The following is a 23,763-nucleotide window of genomic DNA, read 5'->3' as shown; positions in this document are numbered from 1 at the left end:
TCGGTTATTTTTTTGTGGTCAATAAGGCATCTTGAATGACGAGCTGCTTTGGAATGAGTTGTTGAGCGAAAAAGACGTCAGCAACATATTGCTGTTCTTTTGCAACTTTTTCAGAAATCGGCAGGACGCCAAAACCCATGCGGGAAATGGATGTTTTTAAAATATCAAGCTCAAGTGCAGTTGGTTTTTCTAATAACTGTGCAGCAGCATCAGGATGGGTTTTGACCCAATCTGTAGTTTGGTTGAGTGTCGTTACCAAGGTGTTGAGAACTGCTGGATGACTTTCTGCAAATTGACGATCAGATAAATAGAATTGATGGTTACTGACCAAGTGTTCACCATTGGCAATCTGACGTGCATGAATTTGCTGCTCTGCTGCAGCAAGGAATGGATCCCAAATCACCCAAGCATCAACCGCACCTTTTTCAAAAGCAGCACGTGCATCTGCGGGTGGTAGATAAACAGGCTGAATATCCTTTAACGTCAGATTATTGGCTTCGAGTAATTTGAGTAACAAGTAATGAACATTAGAACCTTTATTCAACGCAACCCGTTTACCTTTCAGATCCTGAATTGATTGAATCGGAGAGTCCTTCGGAACAATTAAAGCCTCAGCAGTTGCTGCTGCAGGCTGGTTGGCGACATAAACCAAGTTCGGGTTGGCTGCTTGGGCAAAGATGGGCGGGGCTTCACCCGCTTCACCAAAGACCACACTACCGACATTTAATCCTTCTAACAGTTGTGGTCCAGCAGGAAATTCCACCCATTTCACGGTCACGCCTTGAGCAGCAAGATTTTTTTCTAATTCACCTTTTGCTTTGAGAATCGGCAAGATGCCATACTTTTGAAAGCCGATATTTAATGTTGTGGTTTCTTGTTTTGTTGTGGCTTGCTGCTCTGGTTTTTTTGCACAACCTGCAACACCAATCACACTGGCAAGGCTTGCTGCAATGAGGGTCGATGTTGTCCATGAACGATGGATTGAAATAGCCATGTTGGTTGTGCTCCCCGACAAATCAAAAGATTTAAATAAGATGAGCAACTAAGCTAAAGCTTTTTTTATTGCATAAAAAATAAGTAATCAGGCTTTGCTTATGATGAAAAGTGCAAAATAGAAGATTGCATAATCTTATCGATAAATGGAATAAGTGTTAAAAAATAAAGAATTATAAATGTTTGTTTTTTATTTATATTTTATGAGATTTTTGCTTAATGAATTTATTCTTTATACAGACTTAAGCAAAGATAATGATGATGAAGAGAGATCTTTATCAAAAATAAACATATCTCTTCATCGTGTTGGAGATTTAGCGCAGTCTCTTTTTAAAGACTAAGGAATTACGTTGATAGTTATACAAGGCCTGACGTGCATTGGGTAAATCATCCACACTGGCAGGGATAAAGCCTTGTTCTAAAAACCAGTGTGCGGTTCGCGTGGTGAGGACAAACAGCTGTTGAATCCCTTGTTGTTTGGCCTTGCTTTCCAAAAATTGCAGAATTTGGCTACCGCGGTTGGATTTTCGGTAACTTGAATCGACGGCAACACAGGCGATTTCAGCTGAACGAATTTCACTGGTCTCTGCTGGGATTGGATAAAGCGCTGCACAAGCCAAGATCATGCCATCTCGTTCAATGACAGCAAACTGTTCAATTTCACTTTCAAGACGTTCGCGTGAGCGATAAACCAGAATGCCTTCTTGTTCCAGTGGTCGAAGTAGATTAATCAAGCCACCGACATCGTGAATATTGGCAATACGCACTTCTTCATAGTGTGCATCGGTAATTAATGTCCCAATACCATCGCGGGTAAACAGCTCTTCAATCAAAGCACCATCATAGGCATAAGAGATTAAATGCACGCGATGCACACCAGATAAAGACGCTTGTTGCGCTTGTTTGAGATGTAAAGCAAACTCGGGGTATTGTTGCTGATTTTGCTGAATATAGGGTTCAAGCTGGCGTGGGCTTAATTCACGCAGCAATTGCTGTTGAGCATTCATCAGCCCTTGTTTTTCACCCAGAAAAATTAACTTATCCGCCTTTAAGGAGATTGCGGTTTTGGTCGCAACCTCTTCTGCCAGTAAATTAAAGACTTCTCCTGTGGTTGAATAACCTGTTGGCCCCAACAAGACAATATTATGATTATCTAAATGGCGCTGAATGGCATCGGTATCAATAGAACGGACTTCCCCAGTGAGCTGGAAATCAATGCCATCCCGAATCCCGTACGGTTTCGCCGTGACAAAATTACCAGAGACTACATCAATGCGCGCACCGTACATCGGAGAGTTGGCCAAACCCATCGATAACAATGCTTCAATCTCTAGGCGGATCGAACCGACTGCATTCATGACACCACGCAGGGATTCACGTGTGGTCACACGACGATTGTGATGAAATGGAGCTTCGATATTACGATCACGTAGATTCTGATTGATTTGCGGACGTGCGCCATAGACCAAGATCAGTCGGATGCCCAAAGAGTGCAGCAGGGCAATATCATGGATAATGTGTTGAAAATTTTCGTGCTGAACTGCTTCACCTGCAAACATCAGTACAAAGGTTTTATCGCGATGCGCATTGATATACGGGGCGGAGTGGCGAAACCAATGCACATAATCTTTGGTTGTACTATGTGAAGTTTCAATCATTTGGTTCGCCATGTTGTTCTCAGATTTACATCAATTGCTTTGATTCTAACGAAAAAAAAGAAAAGATAAATCTCTTCGTAAAGTCAGCATTCAACTTTCTTTCGTGACGGCATCGAAAACAGTCTAAAAACCCATGATCCGGATAATACTGTTGTCATCCGAGTTGACTAAAATATAGTCGTTGTTGATTTTGTACCACTGCTCGTTGCGACTTGGGCGAGGCAGATTGTTGTCTTTATAATCGACTTTATAGCCATTGCCACGGTAATGTTGGGGCATGACATAGCCTTCTTGCCAACGATGTTGTTTTAAGCGCTCAACACCACGTTCTTCACGCATGCGACGTTCACGTTGACGATTTTCACCATCCGGGCGATCAAAGTTACGACCACCACCTTGCCAGCCGCCACGCGAATCATCATCGCGATCATGTGGACCTGCGAAAGTCCCCAGACTACTGAACAGGGTTGTCGAACCTAAAACCAAGATAATGAAAATTTTTTTCATGATGCACCTTATGGACTTCGGATGTCTCTCATGTGAACTACTGTACGTTAAAAATGCAGAGAAACTGTGAAGATCGATTCATTATTCCATTAAAACAATGAAGATTCTCCACATATTTCTCTTAAAAAAGCAGTTTTAGGCACAGTGTCCAATGTTATTTAGAATTATTTTAATGATTAAATTTAAGCTTGAGCATCAATACTTTGCCCATTCATCTCTAAACTATCATCGCCCATGAGGTACAGATAGGCTGGCATAATGCTATCTGGCGTTGGAAGAACCTTTGGATCTTCTTCTGGGTAGGCTTTGGCCCGCATTGCAGTACGGGTACCGCCTGGGTTGATGCAGTTAAAACGAATATTCGGATAGGTATTTTCTGCGGCAAAAATTTTGCTCATGGCTTCAGTGGCCACTTTAGACACCGAATAAGCGCCCCATAAAGCGCGTGCCTCACGACCGACACTTGAACTGGTAAAAACCACAGAAGCGTGCTCAGATTTTTCCAGTAAAGGCAACAAGGCCTGAGTCAGGGCAAAAGGAGCACGTAAATTCACAGCCAGTACATCATCCCAAACATCGACAGGATAGTGCGCCAGTTCAACCCGATCACCCAACATGCCTGCATTATGCAAGATACCATCCAGACGACCGAATTGTTGCTCTAGCGTGCTCACCAACAGCTCATAATCATGGGTTGATGCAGTTGAAAGCTGTAAGGGTAAAATTGCAGGCTGCGGTGCACCTAAGCCTTCAATTTCATCATAGATCACTTCAAGTTTATTTAACGTACGGCCATGCAAGACCACCGTTGCGCCGTGCAAGGCATAGCTCATCGCTGCAGCCCGGCCAATCCCATCACCCGCACCTGTAATGAGAATAATACGATCTTTCAGTAAATCTGGACGAGGTTGATATTCTGAATAGTTCATTGTTATGCCTCCTGTTCTTATCTGCAAAAATTTAAATTGAGCCCATCATACCCTGATTTTCTGACAACACCGTGATTTTCTGTTTAAGCAGTTGGTGCAGTTCAGCAGTGCTATGAATGATGGCATCAGCCTGCCAAGCAGCAAGATCATCACGTGATTCTACCGGTAAATAGCCGTAGGCTGCCAAGATGGTATACATATCGGCATGGCGACCTGCATCAATATCGCGTGGATGATCACCGACATAGATAATCTCTTGAGCATCGATCTCGAGCTGTTTGGCAGCCAAATACATGGGTTCAGGATCGGGTTTGGTCTTGCGGACATCTTCTGGGCAGACCAAGACCGCACAGCGTTCAGTCAGATCCAGTTTGGCCAATAACGACTCACTTAAACCACGTGGTTTGTTGGTTACAATGCCCCACGGAATCTGATGCGCTTCAAGTTCCTCAAGCAACGGATACATCCCTGAAAACAGGTCGGTATCGACCACAATATTGTCACCATACACATCTAGAAAGCGTTGTCGATGCGCTAAAAATACAGGGTCTGTGACCTCTAATTCTGGATAGACCAGTTTTACCATGGCACGCGCGCCTTCAGACACTTGAGTACGAATGGTATCGGCATCGACCACGGGGCGTTGTTCATCTCGGCACATTTGCTGGATGATACGAATAAAGTCCGCAGCGGTGTCGATCAGGGTGCCATCGAGGTCAAATAAAACAGCTTTCATTCGGCACCTGCATTGGTGGTATGCACCATGTAATTCACATCCACATTCGGCGCTAACCAGTAGTGTTTGGTAATCGGGTTGTAGTGTAAGCCGGTCATTTCTTTCAGGCTAAGCCCTGCATTACGAATATCATGCGCCATTTCTGAAGGGCGAATGAATTTATGATAGTCATGCGTGCCTTTAGGCAATAAACGCAGCACATATTCCGCGCCAATAATCGCAAATAAATACGATTTAGGGTTACGGTTAATGGTCGAAAAGAACACATGGCCGCCTGGTTTGACCAGCGTTTGGCACGCTTTCACGATTGAGGCCGGATCAGGCACGTGTTCCATCATTTCCATACAGGTCACCACATCGTATTGACCTGCTTGCTCTTGCGCCAGTTGTTCAACTGGAATTTGACGATATTCAATGTTTTGCACATTGTCTTGTTGTGCATGCAAGCGACCAACAGCAAGAGGGGCTTCACCCATATCGATACCGAGGACATCGGCACCACGACGCGCCATGCTTTCAGCCAAAATACCGCCACCGCAGCCGACATCGAGCACTTTCTTGCCCGCCAAGCCACCAACACGTTCATCGACCCAATTGAGACGTAAGGGATTGATTTGATGAAGTGGGCGGAATTCTGAATGTTGATCCCACCATTTGGCAGCCAATGCTTCAAATTTTGCGATTTCTTGCGGGTCAACATTCAATTGCGACATGGTGTCACCTCTATATTAGGATGATTATTTCGGTTTAATCTGTTGGTAGTGTAGCGATTCTGGCAAAAAAAGCGATAAATCCAATAAAAAACTTCACAGAAGCAAAACGAATTGCTCGTGTTTGTTTTATATTTAGCATATAAACTTACGAAAAATGCTTAGAGGAAAAGCAAAGCCAATGAAAAAGTTAGTATTAGGTGGTTTAAGTGCAGTTGCGTTGGCATTCTCAATGAATGCAATGGCAGCAGATTTTGTGGCTGGTAAAGACTATACCGTGATTGCCAATCCAGGCAAAACCTCAGCACCTGCTGGACAACTCGAAGTACGTGAGTTCTTCTGGTATGGCTGCCCGCACTGCTTCAAGCTTGAGCCACATATGCAAACATGGTTAAAGCAAATTCCAAAAGACGTTTATTTCTTACGTACGCCTGCGGCGATGAATAAAGTCTGGGAACAAGGGGCACGCGGTTACTATGTGTCTGAGGCACTGGGTGTACGCAAGAAAACCCATATTCCATTGTTCCATGCGATTCATGACGGCAATCAGCAGATTTTTGACCAAGCATCGCAAGCAAAATTCTTTGCGCGTTATGGTGTGCCAGAGCAGAAATTTAACAGCATGTTTAACTCATTCCCGATCACGGCAAAAATTGCCGAATCAAATAAGTTGGCACAGCAATACCAGTTGACGGGCGTGCCAGCCGTGGTCGTGAATGGTAAATATGTGGTGCAGGGTGAAGATGGCAAAGTAACCCAGGTGGTTGATTATTTATTGGAAAAAGAGCGTCAAGCGAAATAACTTAGAGCTGTCTCCAACAAAAAAGGACTGCGATTGCAGTCCTTTTTTGATTTAGTTTTGATCGATCTGTAAGTCTTTTAAATCAATCTGAACTTTTTGTGTCGGTAGTGACAAGGCCTGATTGACATAGAGGTTGATTAACTTCTCGCGTGAGCCGATTGAACGCTGGTAATAGCTTGAGTTCAGTAATAAGGCAGCACCATAGGTCAGTGACCAGATATAAGACAGGTAGTCCCGAATCGACATATCGTAATTTTGTGATTTTAAATATTTTTCGGTCATGTCTTTTAATGACACAATGCGTTGCTGACGAATGGCGTAAAGTTCATCAAATAGATGCTTTAACTTCGACTCGGTCATGGTGAGGTGTTCTTCTAACTGATGCAGCAGAATGGTACGACTTGGTGAGGTTAAATGATAAAGCATATAGCGTGGCGCGTACTCTTTAACATCAGTATTGTATTTGTCTGAAATCTTTAAAATTTCTTTTTCATTTTGAATAATGAGCTCCAACAGCAATTCATTCTTGCTGCGGAAATGTTTGTATAAGGTGCCCTTGGCAATATCCAGTTCAGCAACCAGTTCATCTAGGGTCATTTCTTGGTTGTTTTCTAATAACAGCTTTTCCGCAACCTGCAAAATTTTTTCTTTACGAATTAAGAACTGAGTATGACGATCAGGATTCATGATGCTTATAAGCTCCTCATAGTGTTCTACACTGCATTTGCATTTGTGTCTAATTCATCATAACGCTAAGCAATGCTTTTATATATCAAACTTTGGTTTGTATCGGGTCAGGCGTTTTGGGGTTCCCAATTCGAGATCCCACTGAATAATAAGCGGACTTGAGTCGCGGCATTGTCAATAAACAGGTTTTGTTGTTCAAGCAAATGATCAATGGTGAATTGTTTGGGTAGATTGATCCAGGTCATGGCCCACGTAAACGACATATTAATCAAAATGGTCGAGAGTACCTGTAAGTCCTTGGCTTCTTTGATATGTTTGAAGGTTTCCAGTTTGCACAGATCGATCGCAAGGTCTTCGATCAAAAATTCAATTTCACGGGCAATCGCGATACGCACCGTCTCTGAACCGCCCCAACGTTCTGCAATCATAAACTGCCATTGTTGTGGGCTGTGATTGACGGCTTGTACAAACATTTCAATGCTGGTTCGGGTTTTGGCTGAACCGCTATGGAGTAAATAGCTTTGTCCCAATTGATGAATCAAACTTTTTAAATGCAAAGAGACTTGATCAACCAGCTCTTGCCCAAGTGCGTCCATATCTTGAAAATGACGATAAAACGCCGTAGGCACCAAGCCCACTTCGCGAGCAACTTCGCGCAAACTAATACTACTGAATGAGCGCCCAGCAGTGCTGAGATGAAGTGCTGCATCGAGTAAAGCCTGCCGACTCTGTTGTTTTCGTTCATCTCTAATCGACATGAATAAGACTCATTGAAACCGTACAGCAGAGTCTAGCAAAAAAAACAGAAACTTTTTAGTCCTTGTCCATTGCTAAAGACCAATGTTTTTGATCTTTCCATGATCAGAGCCTGTTAGATATGAGCTCATGGCATGCGTATTTTTTTTAATTTTTCCCTTATTTTAAACGGCTTATCAAAAAGTATAAAAAATATCCAAAAAATTAGTGAACAAGTGTTGACTCAGTGAACACAAATAAATATAGTGTACACATGTTCACTATATGAACATTTGTTCACTCAATATAAATAGCCAGATACAAAACGAGGAACGTATGAACGCAGAGTTAAGTTATCAACCCCATTGGATTCGTGAAGATTTTGTTGATTTTATTTTGCAAAAAATCAAACCAAGCTTTGCTTGGAAGCGTACGCTTGCAGAAGTCACTGCGGTACAGCCACTCAGTGCAGATATGGTGTTATTGACCTTAAAGCCCAATCATAATTTTGATGTTCGCCAAGTCCAAGCGGGGCAAAGCGTGTTGATTACCCTGATGATTCATGGGGTGTATCAGCAACGTAGTTATTCAATTATTGATGTGACGTCTCAAGGCGAAATTCGTTTGGGCATCAAAGTCCAGGGTGTGGTGTCTAAAGCTGCTCAGCAACTTCGTGTTGGCGATCACTTTGAGATTTCACAGGCACAGGGCGACTTTGTCTTGCATCAGGGGCAGCAACCCGCCGTGCTGATTGCATCAGGTTCAGGCATTACCGCGATCTATTCTTTATTGCAACAAGCATTACAACAGCAACTCGAAGACATTCATGTGTTGTACTTCAATCGCGCTGAAGTGTTTCATCAAGAGATTTTAGCTTTAGCTGAACAATATCCACAGTTGCATTATCACTTCTTTAATACATCTGCACAGAAACAACATTTAGATGCTGCATTGTTAGAAAAGTTAGTTCCGAATTTTAAAGATGTAAAAGCGTATGCGTGTGGTCATCACAGCATGATGCGCCAAGCACAAGACATTTATACACAGCAGGGTGCCGCGGAAAACTTCCATCAAGAATTTTTCCAACCTGTACAAATCGAGCATTCCAGTGAGGCTCAACCGATTAGTTTCCGTCGTGCGCAACAGAATTTTATTGCCACGACCAATCTGCTGAGTAGTGCAGAACAAGCAGGTTTACGCCCACAACATGGTTGCCGCATGGGCGTATGTAACCGCTGTAGCTGTACCAAAGTCAGTGGCGTTACCCAGAACGTCATCACGGGTGAAATTGATGATCAACCGAATCGTCCGATCAAGTTATGTGTCAGCCAGGCCTTAAGCCCAGTCACCATTGATCTATAAAAACAAAGATATTTGAGGATGAACACCATGAATATGGCATTAGAATTTAAAACAGTATCAAAGTCAGCGCATTTAACCCCTGAACAAGTCGAGGCGTTCGGTCGCCGTGTTGAGGAAATTCGCTTAGAAGTGATGCAGAATCTCGGCGAGCAGGATTCAAAATATATCTATAAAGTCCGCAATTTTGTGCGTTATACCGAAATCGCGTCACGTGGCATGTTGATGTTCGGTGGCTGGATTCCACCGATATGGTTATTGGGAACCGCGATGCTCGGTGTCTCTAAAATCGTCGAGAACATGGAGTTGGGCCATAATGTGATGCACGGTCAGTTTGACTGGCTGAATGACCCAAGTTTGCGTGGCGAAGACTACGATTGGGACAATACCTGTTCTGGTAATGACTGGCGCTACACGCATAACTACATGCACCATACCTATACCAATATTGTCGGTAAAGATCATGACGTCGGCTATGGCATTTTACGCGTGACTGAAGATCAGAAGTGGGAAGTTCGTCATTTGGCCAATATTCCATTGGCCTTACAGTTGATGTTCTTTTTCCAGTGGTATGTCGGTGTGCAAAATCTGCATCTAGAAGATGCGTTGGTGTATAAAACCAAAACCTGGAAACAGGTCTGGGCAGATGCGGCCGAGTTCCGTAAAAAAGCCAGACGCCAAGTGTTGAAAGATTATGTGTTCTTCCCAGCGATTGCGACCATCAACTTTATTCCGGTATTAGCAGGCAATGCAGTGGCGAATATCATGCGCAACGTGTGGTCATCTGCGGTGATTTTTAATGGTCACTTTACTGAAGATGCTGAAACCTTTGAAGCGGATAATACCGAGAACGAAACCAAGGCGCAGTGGTACCTTCGCCAGATTCGGGGTTCAAGTAACTTCACGGGTGGCAAATGGATGCACTTTATGAGTGGAAACTTGAGCCATCAGATTGAACATCATTTATTCCCCGATATGCCAGCCAATCGTTATGAGCAAGTTGCACCACAAATCAGAGCCTTATGTGCTGAATATGGGGTGAACTATAACGAAGCGAACTTTATGAAACAGTTCTGGACAGTGTGGGTACGCTTAGCCAAATGTTCATTGCCAAATGATCTGTTAGCACAGTTGGCACATGGTTGGAGCAATCTCAAGGCCAAGTTCAAGTTTGCTTAATTCGGTGAATTGTAACCAATAAGTAAAACTGAAAGCACGTGTAATTGAGCTATACTATGGCGCAATGATATTTGAGCCATAGTTTTAAGGAAACGTTATGCGTATTGACCAAAGAACATTAGACCAATTACGTGAGGTCAAAATTACCCGTAACTATACTCGTTACGCAGAAGGCTCAGTTTTGGTTGAGTTTGGTCATACCAAAGTGTTGTGTACCGCAAGCATTGAGAACTCAGTCCCTCGTTTCTTGAAAGGTCAGGGTCAAGGTTGGGTCACTGCGGAATACGGTATGTTACCGCGTTCTACCCATACCCGTAGTGATCGTGAAGCGGCGCGTGGTAAGCAAACGGGTCGTACTCAGGAGATTCAACGCCTGATTGGTCGTAGCTTACGTGCCATGGTGGATTTGAAGAAATTGGGTGAGAACACGATTACCATCGACTGTGATGTCATCCAAGCCGATGGTGGTACTCGTACTGCTGCGATTACCGGTGCAGCCGTAGCTTTGGTTGATGCCATGAATGTATTGCTCAGCAATAAGAAAATTAAACAAGATCCATTAAAAAGCTTAGTCGCAGCAATCTCTGTCGGGATGTATCAAGACGAAGTGCTACTCGATTTATGCTACGAAGAAGATTCAAATTGCCAAACTGATTTAAACGTGGTGATGACACAGGCGGGTGAATTTATTGAAATTCAAGGAACGGCAGAAGATAAACCGTTTACGCGCCAGCAGTGCAATGCCATGTTAGAGCTTGCCGAAAAAGGAATCGCAGAATTGATTCAAAAGCAACAGCAGGCACTCGGTTGGTAAGTTCCAGTTGATAGTGCGGGCGGTCTGGTTTTTTTAGACCGCCTTTTTTTTATCTGTTTTTTGTCATCGAATTGCGATCAAATCATCATCGAACTGTCATTTAGATTGTATTGACTATCTGCACTGATATTTAACGGATAGTCAAATGCGAAATTTCTTTTTAGCGTTACTTGCTGGGAGCTGCTTGTTACTGAGTGCCTGTAACGATAGTGACGACAATAATAATTCAACGTCAAACCCGCAGCCATCACAGCCTAGCTGCAAAATCCACTGTGCACCCTAACAATAAAAATAAGGAAATCTATACATGAATCGTCGTGACTTTTTATTAAATTCAACCAAAGCCTTATTTGGTACAGCCGCGCTGACCAGTTTCCCGATGAGTATTCAAAAAGCGCTTGCGATTGATGCCAAGGTGGAGACTGGCACCATTAAAGATGTCAAACATGTGGTGATCTTGACTCAGGAAAACCGCTCTTTTGATAATTATTTTGGTACTTTGAAGGGAGTACGCGGTTTCGGTGATCGATTCACCATTCCGTTGAGCCAAGGCCGAAAAGTGTGGGAACAATACGATGTCAAGCAGAATAAAGTTTATCCCTATCACTTGGACAGTAGCCGTGGCAACGCGCAACGGGTGAGCGGTACACCGCATTCATGGACTGATGGGCAATATGCCTGGGATCATGGGCGCATGGGTAATTGGGTGCAATACAAGCAACCCCAATCGATGGGTTATTACAAACAACAGGAAGTTGAATTCCAGTTTGCCTTAGCCAATGCTTTTACCCTATGTGATGCTTATCACTGTGCCATGCATACCGGTACCAACTCTAACCGGATGTTTATCTGGACAGGAACCAATGGTCCAACAGGGGCCAACGTTGCCAGTGTGGTGAATGATCTCGATGCGATTGGTCCATCAATAACAGGCTATGACTGGACCACTTATCCAGAACGTTTGCAGCAAGCTGGCGTGAGCTGGAAAGTTTATCAGAACATGCCTGACAACTTTACCGATAATCCATTGGCAGGGTTTAAACAATATCGTCGTGCCAATGAGTTATCTGGCAAGCCCGTGAATAACAGCACCATTTGCCCAGCCTATGACCCAGCGATTGATGCTAGCCAACCGTTGTATAAAGGCATTGCCAATACCATGCCCGATGGCGGTTTTCTCGGAACATTTAAAGAAGATATTGCCAAGGACCAATTACCACAAGTGAGCTGGTTGGTGGCACCTGCGACCTATAGTGAACATCCTGGTCCATCAAGCCCTGTACAAGGGGCATGGTATATCCAAGAAGTCCTGAATGCCCTCACTGCACGCCCAGAACTTTGGAGCCAAACGGTTTTATTAATCAACTTTGATGAAAATGATGGTTTCTTTGACCATGTGCCTTCACCAAGTGCACCGTCAATGGATACGGCTGGAACGGTCTATGGCAAGTCGACGCTGAGCAAAGAACAAATGTCCTATGAATATGCAACACATGCCAAAGCCTCTACTGGACAACCAAACTTTACTGACCCTAAAGTCAGTAATGGTGTCGGGGTCTATGGACCAGGGATTCGTGTGCCGATGTATATCATTTCACCGTGGAGCCGCGGTGGCTGGGTGAATTCACAAGTCTTTGATCATTCCTCGGTGATTCGTTTCCTCGAGCAATGTTTTGGGGTACAAGAGCCGAATATTAGCCCATACCGCCGTGCTGTATGCGGAGATTTAACCTCGGCATTTAATTTCAAAACACCTAATTTACTGCCTGTACCAGACTTATCTGGTAAAAAGAGTCAGGCTGAAGCAGATGCGATTCGTAAAGCGCAGGAGCGTTTAGCACAGGTCAGCCGTCCTTTAAGTCAGACTTATCCTGTACAAGAGATGGGGATTCGCCCATCGCGTGCATTGCCTTATGTCTTACACACCAGTGCCAAAGTAGATGCCACAGCGAAAACCGTCAAACTGATGTTCTCGAATACAGGCACGCATGCTGCAGTTTTCCATGTCTATGATAAGTTGAATCTAGATGCTGTACCACGCCGCTATATGGTGGAGGCAGGCAAGCAACTGGATGATGTTTGGCAGAGCAAAGACAATCAGTATGATTTGTGGGTATTGGGGCCAAATGGTTTCCATCGCAGTTTTGCGGGTAACCTGACGCAGGCGGCACAGATTCAGGCGCTGCCAGAAATTCGTGTCTGTATGGAAGCGTGTGATCCGAAGCTGTTCTTAAAAGTCCGTAATGATGCGGCCCAAACCGCTAAACTGGTCATTAAAGCCAATGCTTACTTACCGAAGAAGATCTGGACCATTGCAACGGCAACGACGGAAAAAGAACTGAGTTGGGATATGTCTGAATTCGGTGGCTGGTATGATTTTACCGTCACGATTGAAAATGATCCAAGTTATAGTCGCCGTTTTGCGGGTCGTATGGAGACCCATGAAGACTCAATTTCTGATCCGTATATGGGATTTACGGATTCATAAAAGCATTTCAATCCAGTTGAACAAAAAGCAGCCTAAGAAGGTTTGGGCTGCTTTTGTGTTGAATGAATAGACCTGTTTCTTGATGTGGCTTTACATACGTTTAACGAATGCCGACAAAACCCTATCATCTTCAACAAGAGATCACGGTGCGTTTGCATGCTGTAACACAGTCCTCAGATTTGGCTCATTTTACTTTGATAGATTAGGCAAAAATTGAAACGAAGATCATGAAGGGATAATAACGATGCTACAAATTTTTCTGGTTTTACTTACTGCAGTCACTTTTGTCTTAATGGCTGCGGATCCACGACCGACTGATTCGACCGAAGCCAAATCAGCGTGGAGTGAGCGAGTTGCAACAACCCAATTGATTCAGACAGAGACTGTTGCTCAGCAACAGCCTGTAAAGCAAGAAAAAGACCTTGATCAGGCTTAAGCGTTAAAGCGCATTGATAAATCAACTGCGCGTACGTCTTTGGTCAACACGCCCATAGAGATGTAATCGACCCCGGTGGTCGCAACTTCACGTAAATTGTCGATGGTGATATTGCCTGAGGCTTCGAGTTTACAACGACCTGCTACATGCTTGACCGCATCAATCATCTGCTGCTGGCTGAAATTATCTAGCATGACAATATCAGCACCTGCTTCAAGCGCTTGATTCAGTTCATCCCAAGTTTCTACTTCTACTTCGACTGGCTTGCCCGGTGCAATGTCTTGCGCTTGACGAATCGCTTGCGCAATACCGCCTGCGGCCATGATGTGATTTTCTTTAATTAAGAAAGCATCAAACAAACCTAAACGATGATTTTGTCCACCCCCCACGGCAACAGCATACTTCTGTGCAATGCGCAGGCCTGGTAAGGTTTTACGTGTATCCAGTAGTTTGGTATGTAAACCCTCGAGTTGTTTGAGATAGCTAGCAGTCTTGGTGGCAACCGCGGACAAGGTTTGAATGAAATTTAATGCTGGGCGTTCTACGGTGAGCAAACTGCGCGCCGAGCCAGCCAATTTTAAAAAGACTTCATTGGTGGCAACAATATCGCCTTCCTGTTTTAACCAGGTGACTTGAACTGAGCTGTCATAAGCCTGAATTAAAGCATTCACCCAAGGTTGGCCTGCTAGAATCATCTCTTCACGGCTAATAATGGTGGCTGTGGCTTGTTCATCGGCTGGTGTGAGTAGGGCCGTGATATCGCCATCCCCAATATCTTCTTGTAATGCTTGTTGAATATTGATTTGAATAGAGTGTTCAAGCAAAGATTGAGCGATACTCATACCAGTTCCAGTGTATGTTTGACTAAAAAACGTGTGCGTTATATTAGCATTCCCATCGTAAAAAATAAGCATTTCATCTCGATTATTCTAGATAAAGCATGGCAGAATGGCTGCTGTAAAGATTAAATTGCTGATTCGAGTCCTCATGCAACACGCTAGATTTACTCAAGTACAAGACGGTGTATTGGTCGGCGCAACACAGATTGCGTCGCCCAATTTTAATGCACGTCCTGCCGATACCGAGATTCAACTGATTGTCATTCACAATATCAGTTTGCCACCCTCACAGTTCGGTGGTGGTTATATTCAGCAATTCTTTCAAAATCAACTGGATTGGTCTGTGCATCCTTATTTCCAAACGATTGAAGGAATGAAAGTGTCTACTCATCTGCTGATTTTGCGGACCGGTGAGGTGATTCAGTTTGTGAATTTTAATGATCGTTCTTGGCATGCAGGGCGTTCTAGTTATTTAGCTCAGAAAGAATGTAATGATTATTCCATCGGGATTGAGCTAGAAGGCAGTGATGATTTACCTTTTGAGCCTGAACAATATCAAGCTTTAGTTGAAGTGGTCAGCACGTTGCAACAGGCTTATCCAAAGATTCAACAGCATCTTGCAGGCCATTCTGACATTGCGCCAAATCGTAAAACCGATCCAGGCGAACATTTTGATTGGCAATTATTCCGAAATTTGTTGGCTAAACAAAAGTTATCTAAAAAAATCTCGTCGGATTTATGATTTGATAACAAAATCTATTTGGACTTTCATTACAATAACGCTTTTTAAAAGATAAGCCGTAGGTGAATGCGATGGCATTGTGGCGATCGACTGTAATTGTCAGTGCAATGACGATGTTATCTCGAGTGTTGGGTTTAGTACGTGATGTGGTGCTGCTCAATGTATTTGGTGCTGGTAAGGACTTCGATACTTTTGTCGTTGCCTTTCGTATTCCCAACTTTTTCAGGCGCTTATTTGCCGAGGGGGCTTTCTCTCAGGCTTTCATTCCTGTTTTAACGGAATACAAAACCAGTCGAGCGCACGCCGAAGTCCAGATTTTAATTAGTCGGGTGTTTGGCTGTTTGCTCACGGCCATGTCTTTATTGACCTTTGTGGCGATGGTGGCTGCCCCAGCGATTATTTATTTATATGCGCCAGGTTTCCATAACGATCCAGAGAAATTTGAGCTCGCGGTCGATATGTTTCGCCTGACCATTCCCTACTTAATGTTTATGTCATTGACGGCTTTTGCCAGCAGTATCTTAAACAGTTATGGCTCATTTGCATCACCTGCATTTTCACCAGTGTTGCTGAATGTCGCGATGATTGCAGGGGCGTGGTGGCTGACGCCGTACATGGCGGAACCGATTATGGCCTTAGGTTGGGCTGTCGTGGTTGCAGGCGTTTTACAATTGGCGATCCAGATTCCTGAATTATGGAAGAAGAATTTACTGATTCCGCCTAAAGTGGACTTCAAGCATGAAGGCGTCGATCGCATTTTAAAATTAATGCTTCCTGCTTTGTTTGGTGTTTCGGTCACACAGATTAATTTATTACTGAACACCATTTGGGCTTCATTCATGCAGGATGGCTCGGTGTCTTGGTTATACAGTGCAGAACGTATGACTGAACTGCCACTCGGTTTGATTGGCGTAGCAATTGGCACCGTGATTTTACCTTCACTGTCTGCGCGTCATGCGGAACAAGATCAAGCTAAATTTAGAAATATGATCGATTGGGCTGCCAAGATTATTCTGTTGGTGGGTATTCCATCGAGTATTGCGCTGTTTATGCTCTCGACACCAATTATTCAAGCCTTGTTCCAACGAGGTGAGTTCACTTTAGAAGATACCCGAATGACAGCATTGGCCTTGCAATGTATGAGTGCGGGGGTGATCTCGTTTATGTTAATCAAAGTCTTTGCACCTGGTTTTTATGCACAACAAGATACCAAAACACCCGTTCGTGTCGGTTTAATGGCGGTCGCAGCCAATGCTATTTTAAACGTGATCTTTATTGGCTTCTTTAAGTTGATTGATTGGCATGCAGAGCATATGGCCTTAGCGCTTGCTTCTTCAGGTTCTGCTCTGGTGAATGCAGGGATGCTGTATTTCTATTTACATAAACGTAATATTTATCGTTTTGGTGGGCACTGGAAGAAATTGGCATTCCAATATGCCGTGGCCAATATCACCATGATCGCTGCACTTTGGTATGGTTTAACGTGGTACCAAGGTGATATCTCGCAATGGTTACGCATCGCAGAGGTGGTCGGTTTGTGTGTGGTCGGCGTAATGGCTTATGTGATTGGATTGTTGGTGACGGGTTTCCGTCCTCGACATTTAAAAGCTTAGAAAACGGGAAAGAGTTGAATTATAAAAATGGTGAGAAATGTAGCATTAGACATTTTAAAGCTCTGTCTATCTTTTTTTGTTGTAATGCTACACTGTAATTTGTTTCGAGATATCAATGGACCTTTGTATTTTACGACTGTAAACGGCATATGTCGAATAGCTGTTCCTATTTTTCTTGTGATCACAGGGTATTATTTTTTTTATGTTGATGATTTTAATAAACTAGTTAATTGGGGAAGACGGCTTCTTATCCTTTATTCGATTTGGATGTTGTTTTATTTATTATTTTGGTTTTCTGACTCATCTTTAATAGAAAATATCAAAAGCCTTTTTTTTGGCTATTTTATACTTTGGTATTTAATAGGGACATTCTTTGCAGGGCTACTCGTATATTGGTTGAAAAGCCTTTCTTTCGCTTTCCAATTAAGCGCAGTACTCCTATGCTTTTTTAGCGGCTATGTCATGCAGACAGTAGGAAATTTACATTTATTTTCTAGGGAAGCAGACAACTTCCTGAATGATTTTAGAAGTTATCGAAACTTCCTTATGATGTGCTTTCCATTTATGATGGTTGGGCTTTGGGTTAATAAATATAGAATTGATCGTAAAATCAATATTAGTATATATCTGATATTCAGCTTGCTCTTATTGTTGATATTTGAATCATTTATTCATTATTACTTTATTAGTTATAAGGAATCACTTGATCTCCTTGTCATGTTGCTATTGATTGCGCCAGCAATCTTCATCTTTACTCTTAAACTGAATGTTCAAAGTCATAGCAAAAACATTGCTGCACTTTCAACTGCAATTTATCTCATTCATCCAATAATTATGTTCGAATTTGCAAAGAAATTTGATGCAAATAATACAATAGTTTTTACCATATATATATTGTCTGCATCAATAATATTGGGATACGTATTGACTCTTTTAAATAAAAAACTGAAGTATTTACTTTAGTGGACTTCAAGTAACTCAATATCGAAAATCAGGGTACTGTTGGGACCAATTGCATCACCAGAGCCAACATCACCGTATGCTAAATTGGCAGGAATAAAGAAACGGCTTTTGCCCCCTTCTTTCATGGTTTGCACACCTTCGGTCCAGCCTGAAATCACTTGGCTAAGCTTAAACTCAAGCGGATGATTGCGTGCAATAGAACTATCGAAGACTGTACCATCCAATAGACGTCCTTCATAGTTTACTTTCACTGTAGATGTTGCCTTTGGTGTTTTGCCTTTGCCTTGCTGTAAAACCTGATATTGCAGGCCTGATCTGGTTGTGACGATATCAGCTTTCTTCGCATTTTCAGCTAAAAAGGCTTTACCTGCCTGATCATTTTTTTGTGCTTGTTCTTGAAATTCAACCAGTTGCTTTGCTTCCAAGCGCTTTTTATATTGGCTGAGAACATTGGCCATTTCCTCATCCGTTAAGGAGGCATTTTTCCCTTGAATGGCTTCTTGTAAGCCCTGTACAAAGGCATCCATATTCAAATCTTTTAAAGTTTCAGCATTACCTCGACCCATCAGATAACCATAGCTATAGCCAAGTTGATCTTTTTGTGGGCTTTTTTGTGTAATAGGTGCCGCTTGAACCGTTCCGATGGTTGAGGCAATTAAAATTAAACTTAGTTTTTTCATTATTTCTTCCAAAAATAAAGGAGAGCACAAGCTCTCCTTATATCAGTTTATTTTACCGCGATTAATTCTACATCAAAAATTAATGTGCTATTTGGTGGGATTGAACCAGGAACACCTTGCTCACCGTAACCTAAGTTCGCAGGAATATAAAGCGTTGCCTTACCGCCTTCTTTCATCAGTTGTAAGCCTTCAGTCCAACCTGGAATCACTTGGTTCAGTGGGAACTCAATTGGTTCACCACGATCATAAGAGCTGTCAAAGACTTTACCATCGGTGAGTTGGCCTTTGTAATGAACTTTTACCACAGAACTGGCAGTCGGTTGTTTACCTGTACCTTCTTTGGTGATTTTATATTGTAGACCTGAAGCCGTAGTTTTCACGCCTTCTTTTTTCGCATTTTCTGCTAGGAAGCTACTGTTAGTTGCTTCAACTTTTTTACTGTCATTGAGCTGTTTTTGTTGCATTTCTTTCTGGAACTCAACATAAGCGGCTTGTAATTCCTCTTCTGTATAGGCAGCAGGTTTTTGCCCATGTCCATCACGGAAACCGGTAATGAAGGCACTGGTTTCTAATTCAGGTGGGGTTTGCTTGGCAACTTCATAGCCCAATGCATAACTGATTTTTGCAACAGGTGCAGCATTTTTATCAGCTTCGGCCCCAAGTTCAGTTGCCGGATGTTTAGTCGCATAATATACAGGAACGAGCGCTGCACCGCCTAAAACGACCGCGACAACGAAAGGTAAAGCTTTACTCATGAGATGTCCCAAAGTGAGATTTTGATAAAAAATATGGCATTGATCTTAGCATGTATAGGCTAGGGCATTGAATAATTAACCGCAAAAATGCGTGTGTTTTTTATAAGATTTATGTTTGCAGATATCAAATAAAAAGCCAGATCCGGAGATCTGGCTTTGCATCATTCAGTTAGATGATATTAATTATCTTTTTGTGCGGCATATGCGTATGCATAATTATATCCACCACTTGCACTACTACGCTGAATATCATTGAGGATAAAGCCATTGACTTTAACCCCGGCTTGTTCAAAGCGGTTAACACTCAGTTCCAGCTCTTTCATTTGCGATTTCGCGAAGCGGGCGATCATCAAATTGACACCGACATATTGAGAAATAATAATCCCATCGGTAACCGCTAAAACAGGCGGTGTATCAATGATAATATGATCATAGAGCGGGCTGAGTTTTTCTAAAAGTTCTTTAAAGAATGAAGAGCTTAGCATCTCAGATGGATTGGTTGGGCTTTTACCGCGGCTAATCACATCTAAATTTTCAACATGAGTTTGATGTAGAACTTGCTCCAGATTAACTTGTTGACTTAATAGCTCCGATAGACCTGGGGTTACCTCTAGATTAAAGTATTTATGCATATAGCCACGACGCATATCGGCATCAATCAGTAATACACGCTTATTACTTTGTGCAAATATCGTTGCGAGGTTGGTTGAGACAAAGGATTTACCAACTTCTGGTGCTGGACCAGAAATCATGATGATATTATTTTTTGCACTGCTCAAAGCAAAATGGATTGCGGTTCGAATGCTTCTCAAGCTTTCAATGGCAATATCATCGCTATGTTTGACCGCCAAAATAGGAATCGATTTTTTCTTTTTCAAGATACTCATACGAGTTTCCTGAATAGGTGAACGGGGTACAGTAGCATAAACGGGTAGGTCAAATTCATTTTCGATTTGCGCCGAATCTTTAACACCTGTTTGAAACATGTTTCGAATCAGGGCAATTAAAACGCCAATAAATCCACCTACAAAAATTGATAAAATTAAAACTATCAACTTTTGTGGCTTAATTGGCTTAACCGGCTCTACTGCCGTATCAATAATGCGGACATTGCCAATCTCACCTGCATTGGCAATTTTCAATTGTTGATACGAATTGAGTAATGAAGTATACAGCTCTGTATTTACTTTGACATCACGGTAGAGTTGTAAATAGAGGCGTTGTGTTTCAGGAAGCTGGGTAAGACGGTTGTTTAGATCAGCAATTTTTTTATTCAGTTCAGTAACCTGCGCATCAATCTGACGAATTAATGGATGATCATTGGTATACTTGGCTGAAAGCTCAGCTTGTTTCTGTTGCAATTCGATTTTTAACTTTTCTAGATCAATATTTTGTTTTAGTAACAGTTCTGATTCAGCATTCACGTCAACCGTTTTATATTTTTCACGGAACTGGTTAAATTTGATTTCAGAATCTTCCAGTTGTTTTCTAAGTTCTGGGAGCTGTTTTTCCAAGAAAACTAAAGTTTGTTTAGCTTCTAACGATTTACGCTCAATATTTTGTTGATGATATACATTTAAGACATTATTGAGGATTTGGGTGATTTGTTCTGGGTCTTGACCTAGATAGCTTAGGCCAATGACACCAGTCATTTTCCCTTTTTCTGCAACAGAGTATATTTCATTAAAATTTTTAACCGCTGTAGGTAGCGCAAATTTAGTTAAAGTATAGCTTTGCTTGGATAGATCACCCTGAGCATTAATCTCGACAACCCATGAACCTTTATTTGTTTCTGATGTGCCTTTTTGGTTAAGTTTACCATTAAACACAATTTGGTCTTTATAGGTAAAATTGAAGTGATTAGATTCTTTGAATTCTAATTTTAGTGGTTTATCTAGATAACGTTCAGGTACAGCTAGTTGTTTAATGATTAAAGTATTCTGCTGGTTAGTAAAGGTGACTGCATCATGTTGATATTTAAGCTTATCATCATTCTTTGAGGCAAGTTTGTTCATTAATCCAGATGTATTATCTTTGATTGTAATGTCTAGATTAAGATTACGGATTACTTGGCCTAGAACCATTCTAGAGCGTAAAATTTCAATTTCTGCATCAGCAGGGGATTTCTGGGCTAGACCACCTGTAACCTTTGAGAGATCACCAAGCAGTGCGGCAGAGGCGGCCCCTTTACTCTCTTCAACTTGGACCATTGCATCTACAGAGTAGATATCTGATGTAATGCGCAGATAAAGAATTGCACAGATCAAACTTAAAATTACACAAAGTGCAATAATTTTCCATTGTGCGATTAAAGAAAAGAATAACTCTTTTAAATCAATCGTATCTTCACTAATTTTAGAATTTTGGTTCATAAGTTTACAACTAATACGGAATTATAATCGGTTACGCCAATCTTGCACATAGCTTTGAATATTATGACAAGTTTGATCAAAAAATGCTTGGTCATGTTGGTAAGGGTCTGGTATGTTTTGTCCTTGCCAATGTCCTAACCGAAAAACTTTTCCTTTTGCAAATGGCCAAGTTTGTTCGATATGTTTTTGTTGATTATTACTCATGACGAGAATCAGATCATTTTGCTTGATCAATTCAGCATTCAATTGGCGAGCGACGTGTGCCCGCATATCGATTTTCACTTGGTCCATACAATGAATCGCTTTGGCATCAGCAGAATTTCCAACAAGCGCGGCAATACCAGCTGATGAAATGTTTAAAGTTGGATGCTGGACTTTTAAATAATACTCTGCCATAGGGCTTCGGCAGATATTACCGACACAGACAACTAGGATATTTTGTAATTGCATGCTAGTTTTTACCCAATCGATCAAAAGTATATAAAGCACTAGAGAATGGAATGACCTGATTCATGATACGCTGCCAGCGTGTTAACCCTGTAGCATCAATATAAACAATATCATTTTTCTGCATTTGAAATTGATTGGCTAATGCTAAATTACCAAAGTTACTAAGATTTAAATGGTAGACAGTAGATTTTTGGGTATTGAGATTTGTACGCATCACAAAAATTCGTGCTGCGCTTGCTGAATAAGGATTGATACCTTCACTTTCACCAAGGACATCACTTAAAGTCATACCTTGATCACGCAGACTGATTGCTTGGCTACGACTAGACTCACCCATGACATAAAGTTTTTGATTTTGCTTGGTATTCACAAAAATGGTATCGTTGGGTTGAATTAATAGCTTGTGTAAAGAGTAGCCATTTTTTTCAAGCGAAATGAGATCTAGATCATAGGTAAGGCCATTACGAATCAGTTGAATTGCTGTGCTATCCCCAGTTTCAGTTTTGATACCACCAGCCATACTTAATGCGGTATATAAACTAATCGGTTGGTCTTTTAAGGTATATTGCCCGCTACGCATAACCTGACCATTTACAAAATAGCGATTGCCCTCATAGGATAGAACGCGAACAACAATGTCTGGTGCTTTTAAATATTTTGCGAATTGACTATGTAAAAAGCGATTGATTTCAGGGAGTGTTTTACCTGCAACATGCACTTGACCGACTAGAGGAAGTTGTACATTTCCACTCGTATCAATAGGATATCCGCTTGCTTGAGCCGATTCAGTATTATTAATATTGTTGACTGGCGGTGTGATTTCAGGATAAGCCCATAATTGAATAGAAAGTACATCACCAGCACTTAAGCGATATTGATAATGCTGTGTGTTAAATAGAGGGCGAAGATCCTTTTTTGGCGTATTATTCTCATTAATTTGATTGAGTAGGTTTTCTTGAGTCAACTGAACAACTGCAATATTGGCACCTTGATCAGTCTGATAGTTTCCCTCACTTGGTAGATCATAAGTTTGAAGTCCTGAAGTGATAGCACAACCAGAAAATGAAATCGAAATGGCTAAAATTGTAAACAGTGATGTGTACGGATGCTTCACATTCAAAACCCTTATTTTATACTGCGATTGTTGCTTAGAGTCTAATCTTAAAAATGGATTGTAAGCTAAAAAAGTTAGGTTGGGTATCTAATTGTTTGAGCTTGTTTAAGCGCAATTGTATTAGAAGCGAAATTTTTATAGAGACGTTAGTGTTTTTTGTTAATAGTTTTTCGGAGGAGAAATGGAAAATATTGCGTTTTTA

At 41.9% G+C, this 23,763-nt stretch carries 23 protein-coding genes; 9 read left to right on the top strand and 14 right to left on the bottom strand.

Translation table 11 applies throughout. The features are described 5' to 3' along the window. Window positions 1-4: 4 nt before the first annotated feature. The 6 genes from F907_RS00080 to ubiG all read right to left on the bottom strand — a co-directional run bounded on the left by F907_RS00080 (window position 5) and on the right by ubiG (window position 5,536). Entirely contained in the window at window positions 5-994 is a 990-nt protein-coding gene (locus F907_RS00080; RefSeq protein ID WP_016653341.1) for a sulfonate ABC transporter substrate-binding protein, read from the bottom strand. A gap of 313 nt (window positions 995-1,307) precedes the next feature. Continuing rightward, complete coding sequence (gene argA, locus F907_RS00085) at window positions 1,308-2,663, bottom strand: amino-acid N-acetyltransferase (RefSeq protein ID WP_005277772.1); 1,356 nt, start codon at window positions 2,661-2,663, stop codon at window positions 1,308-1,310. A 111-nt stretch (window positions 2,664-2,774) separates the two neighbouring features. Next, on the bottom strand, window positions 2,775-3,158 hold the full coding sequence (locus F907_RS00090; RefSeq protein ID WP_016653340.1) for an RcnB family protein: 384 nt from the start codon (window positions 3,156-3,158) through the stop codon (window positions 2,775-2,777). 182 nt (window positions 3,159-3,340) lie between these two features. Next, on the bottom strand, window positions 3,341-4,087 hold the full coding sequence (locus tag F907_RS00095) for a YciK family oxidoreductase (protein WP_005277775.1): 747 nt from the start codon (window positions 4,085-4,087) through the stop codon (window positions 3,341-3,343). Window positions 4,088-4,118: 31 nt separating this feature from the next. After that, the gene (locus F907_RS00100; RefSeq protein WP_016653339.1) at window positions 4,119-4,823 is read right to left on the bottom strand and encodes an HAD family hydrolase; all 705 of its coding nucleotides are present in this window, start codon (window positions 4,821-4,823) and stop codon (window positions 4,119-4,121) included. Continuing rightward, a complete protein-coding gene (gene ubiG / locus F907_RS00105; RefSeq protein ID WP_016542486.1) occupies window positions 4,820-5,536 on the bottom strand; it encodes a bifunctional 2-polyprenyl-6-hydroxyphenol methylase/3-demethylubiquinol 3-O-methyltransferase UbiG in 717 nt (238 codons plus the stop codon). Before ubiG ends, F907_RS00100 begins: the two co-directional genes overlap by 4 nt. Before the next feature lie 178 nt (window positions 5,537-5,714). Here ubiG and F907_RS00110 point away from each other — a divergent pair, with 178 nt between their 5' ends. Further along, on the top strand, window positions 5,715-6,335 hold the full coding sequence (locus tag F907_RS00110) for a thiol:disulfide interchange protein DsbA/DsbL (protein ID WP_005277783.1): 621 nt from the start codon (window positions 5,715-5,717) through the stop codon (window positions 6,333-6,335). A gap of 51 nt (window positions 6,336-6,386) precedes the next feature. On the opposite strand, the gene F907_RS00115 is transcribed toward F907_RS00110, so the two are convergent. Further along, window positions 6,387-7,022: a TetR/AcrR family transcriptional regulator gene (locus F907_RS00115; RefSeq protein ID WP_004801761.1), complete on the bottom strand. Its 636-nt coding sequence runs from the start codon at window positions 7,020-7,022 to the stop codon at window positions 6,387-6,389. 107 nt (window positions 7,023-7,129) lie between these two features. Beyond that, the gene (locus tag F907_RS00120) at window positions 7,130-7,780 is read right to left on the bottom strand and encodes a TetR family transcriptional regulator (protein ID WP_016653338.1); all 651 of its coding nucleotides are present in this window, start codon (window positions 7,778-7,780) and stop codon (window positions 7,130-7,132) included. Between the two features lie 313 nt (window positions 7,781-8,093). On the opposite strand from F907_RS00120, the gene F907_RS00125 reads away from it, so the two are divergent. The 5 genes from F907_RS00125 to F907_RS00145 all read left to right on the top strand — a co-directional run bounded on the left by F907_RS00125 (window position 8,094) and on the right by F907_RS00145 (window position 14,033). Continuing rightward, a complete protein-coding gene (locus F907_RS00125) occupies window positions 8,094-9,119 on the top strand; it encodes a flavin reductase family protein (RefSeq protein WP_016653337.1) in 1,026 nt (341 codons plus the stop codon). Between the two features lie 33 nt (window positions 9,120-9,152). After that, window positions 9,153-10,295, top strand: a complete 1,143-nt coding sequence (locus F907_RS00130) for a fatty acid desaturase family protein (protein ID WP_171068399.1) — start codon at window positions 9,153-9,155, stop codon at window positions 10,293-10,295. Window positions 10,296-10,392: 97 nt separating this feature from the next. Next, entirely contained in the window at window positions 10,393-11,109 is a 717-nt protein-coding gene (gene rph / locus F907_RS00135) for a ribonuclease PH (protein ID WP_005277792.1), read from the top strand. Window positions 11,110-11,416: 307 nt separating this feature from the next. Further along, complete coding sequence (locus F907_RS00140; protein WP_016653335.1) at window positions 11,417-13,597, top strand: phosphocholine-specific phospholipase C; 2,181 nt, start codon at window positions 11,417-11,419, stop codon at window positions 13,595-13,597. Between the two features lie 244 nt (window positions 13,598-13,841). Next, window positions 13,842-14,033, top strand: coding sequence for an ABZJ_00068 family colistin stress protein (locus F907_RS00145; protein ID WP_016653334.1), 192 nt, complete (start codon window positions 13,842-13,844; stop codon window positions 14,031-14,033). Here F907_RS00145 and nadC read toward each other — a convergent pair. Further along, complete coding sequence (gene nadC / locus F907_RS00150; protein ID WP_016653333.1) at window positions 14,030-14,875, bottom strand: carboxylating nicotinate-nucleotide diphosphorylase; 846 nt, start codon at window positions 14,873-14,875, stop codon at window positions 14,030-14,032. The two genes, F907_RS00145 and nadC, sit on opposite strands and share 4 nt — an antisense overlap. Before the next feature lie 145 nt (window positions 14,876-15,020). On the opposite strand from nadC, the gene ampD reads away from it, so the two are divergent. From ampD to F907_RS00165, 3 genes are all read left to right on the top strand, one after another. Beyond that, a complete protein-coding gene (gene ampD, locus F907_RS00155) occupies window positions 15,021-15,614 on the top strand; it encodes a 1,6-anhydro-N-acetylmuramyl-L-alanine amidase AmpD (protein WP_005277805.1) in 594 nt (197 codons plus the stop codon). Window positions 15,615-15,676: 62 nt separating this feature from the next. After that, on the top strand, window positions 15,677-17,227 hold the full coding sequence (gene murJ, locus F907_RS00160; RefSeq protein WP_171068398.1) for a murein biosynthesis integral membrane protein MurJ: 1,551 nt from the start codon (window positions 15,677-15,679) through the stop codon (window positions 17,225-17,227). Window positions 17,228-17,254: 27 nt separating this feature from the next. Next, window positions 17,255-18,190, top strand: a complete 936-nt coding sequence (locus tag F907_RS00165) for an acyltransferase family protein (RefSeq protein WP_016653331.1) — start codon at window positions 17,255-17,257, stop codon at window positions 18,188-18,190. Here the strand turns inward: F907_RS00165 and F907_RS00170 are convergent. The 5 genes from F907_RS00170 to F907_RS00190 all read right to left on the bottom strand — a co-directional run bounded on the left by F907_RS00170 (window position 18,187) and on the right by F907_RS00190 (window position 23,561). Beyond that, window positions 18,187-18,870: a BamJ family beta-barrel-assembly machinery protein gene (locus tag F907_RS00170; RefSeq protein ID WP_016653330.1), complete on the bottom strand. Its 684-nt coding sequence runs from the start codon at window positions 18,868-18,870 to the stop codon at window positions 18,187-18,189. The genes F907_RS00165 and F907_RS00170 overlap by 4 nt on opposite strands. Window positions 18,871-18,917: 47 nt before the next feature. Beyond that, window positions 18,918-19,625, bottom strand: a complete 708-nt coding sequence (locus tag F907_RS00175; RefSeq protein WP_016653329.1) for a BamJ family beta-barrel-assembly machinery protein — start codon at window positions 19,623-19,625, stop codon at window positions 18,918-18,920. A gap of 179 nt (window positions 19,626-19,804) precedes the next feature. Further along, window positions 19,805-21,997, bottom strand: coding sequence for a polysaccharide biosynthesis tyrosine autokinase (locus F907_RS00180; protein ID WP_016653328.1), 2,193 nt, complete (start codon window positions 21,995-21,997; stop codon window positions 19,805-19,807). 21 nt (window positions 21,998-22,018) lie between these two features. Continuing rightward, window positions 22,019-22,447, bottom strand: coding sequence for a low molecular weight protein-tyrosine-phosphatase (locus tag F907_RS00185; protein ID WP_016653327.1), 429 nt, complete (start codon window positions 22,445-22,447; stop codon window positions 22,019-22,021). 1 nt (window position 22,448) lies between these two features. Continuing rightward, on the bottom strand, window positions 22,449-23,561 hold the full coding sequence (locus tag F907_RS00190; protein WP_016653326.1) for a polysaccharide biosynthesis/export family protein: 1,113 nt from the start codon (window positions 23,559-23,561) through the stop codon (window positions 22,449-22,451). Window positions 23,562-23,763 lie beyond the last annotated feature (202 nt).

Source organism: Acinetobacter colistiniresistens, from assembly GCF_000413935.1.
GTDB classification, from domain to species: domain Bacteria; phylum Pseudomonadota; class Gammaproteobacteria; order Pseudomonadales; family Moraxellaceae; genus Acinetobacter; species Acinetobacter colistiniresistens.
This window is presented reverse-complemented; position numbering and strand designations above follow the sequence as displayed.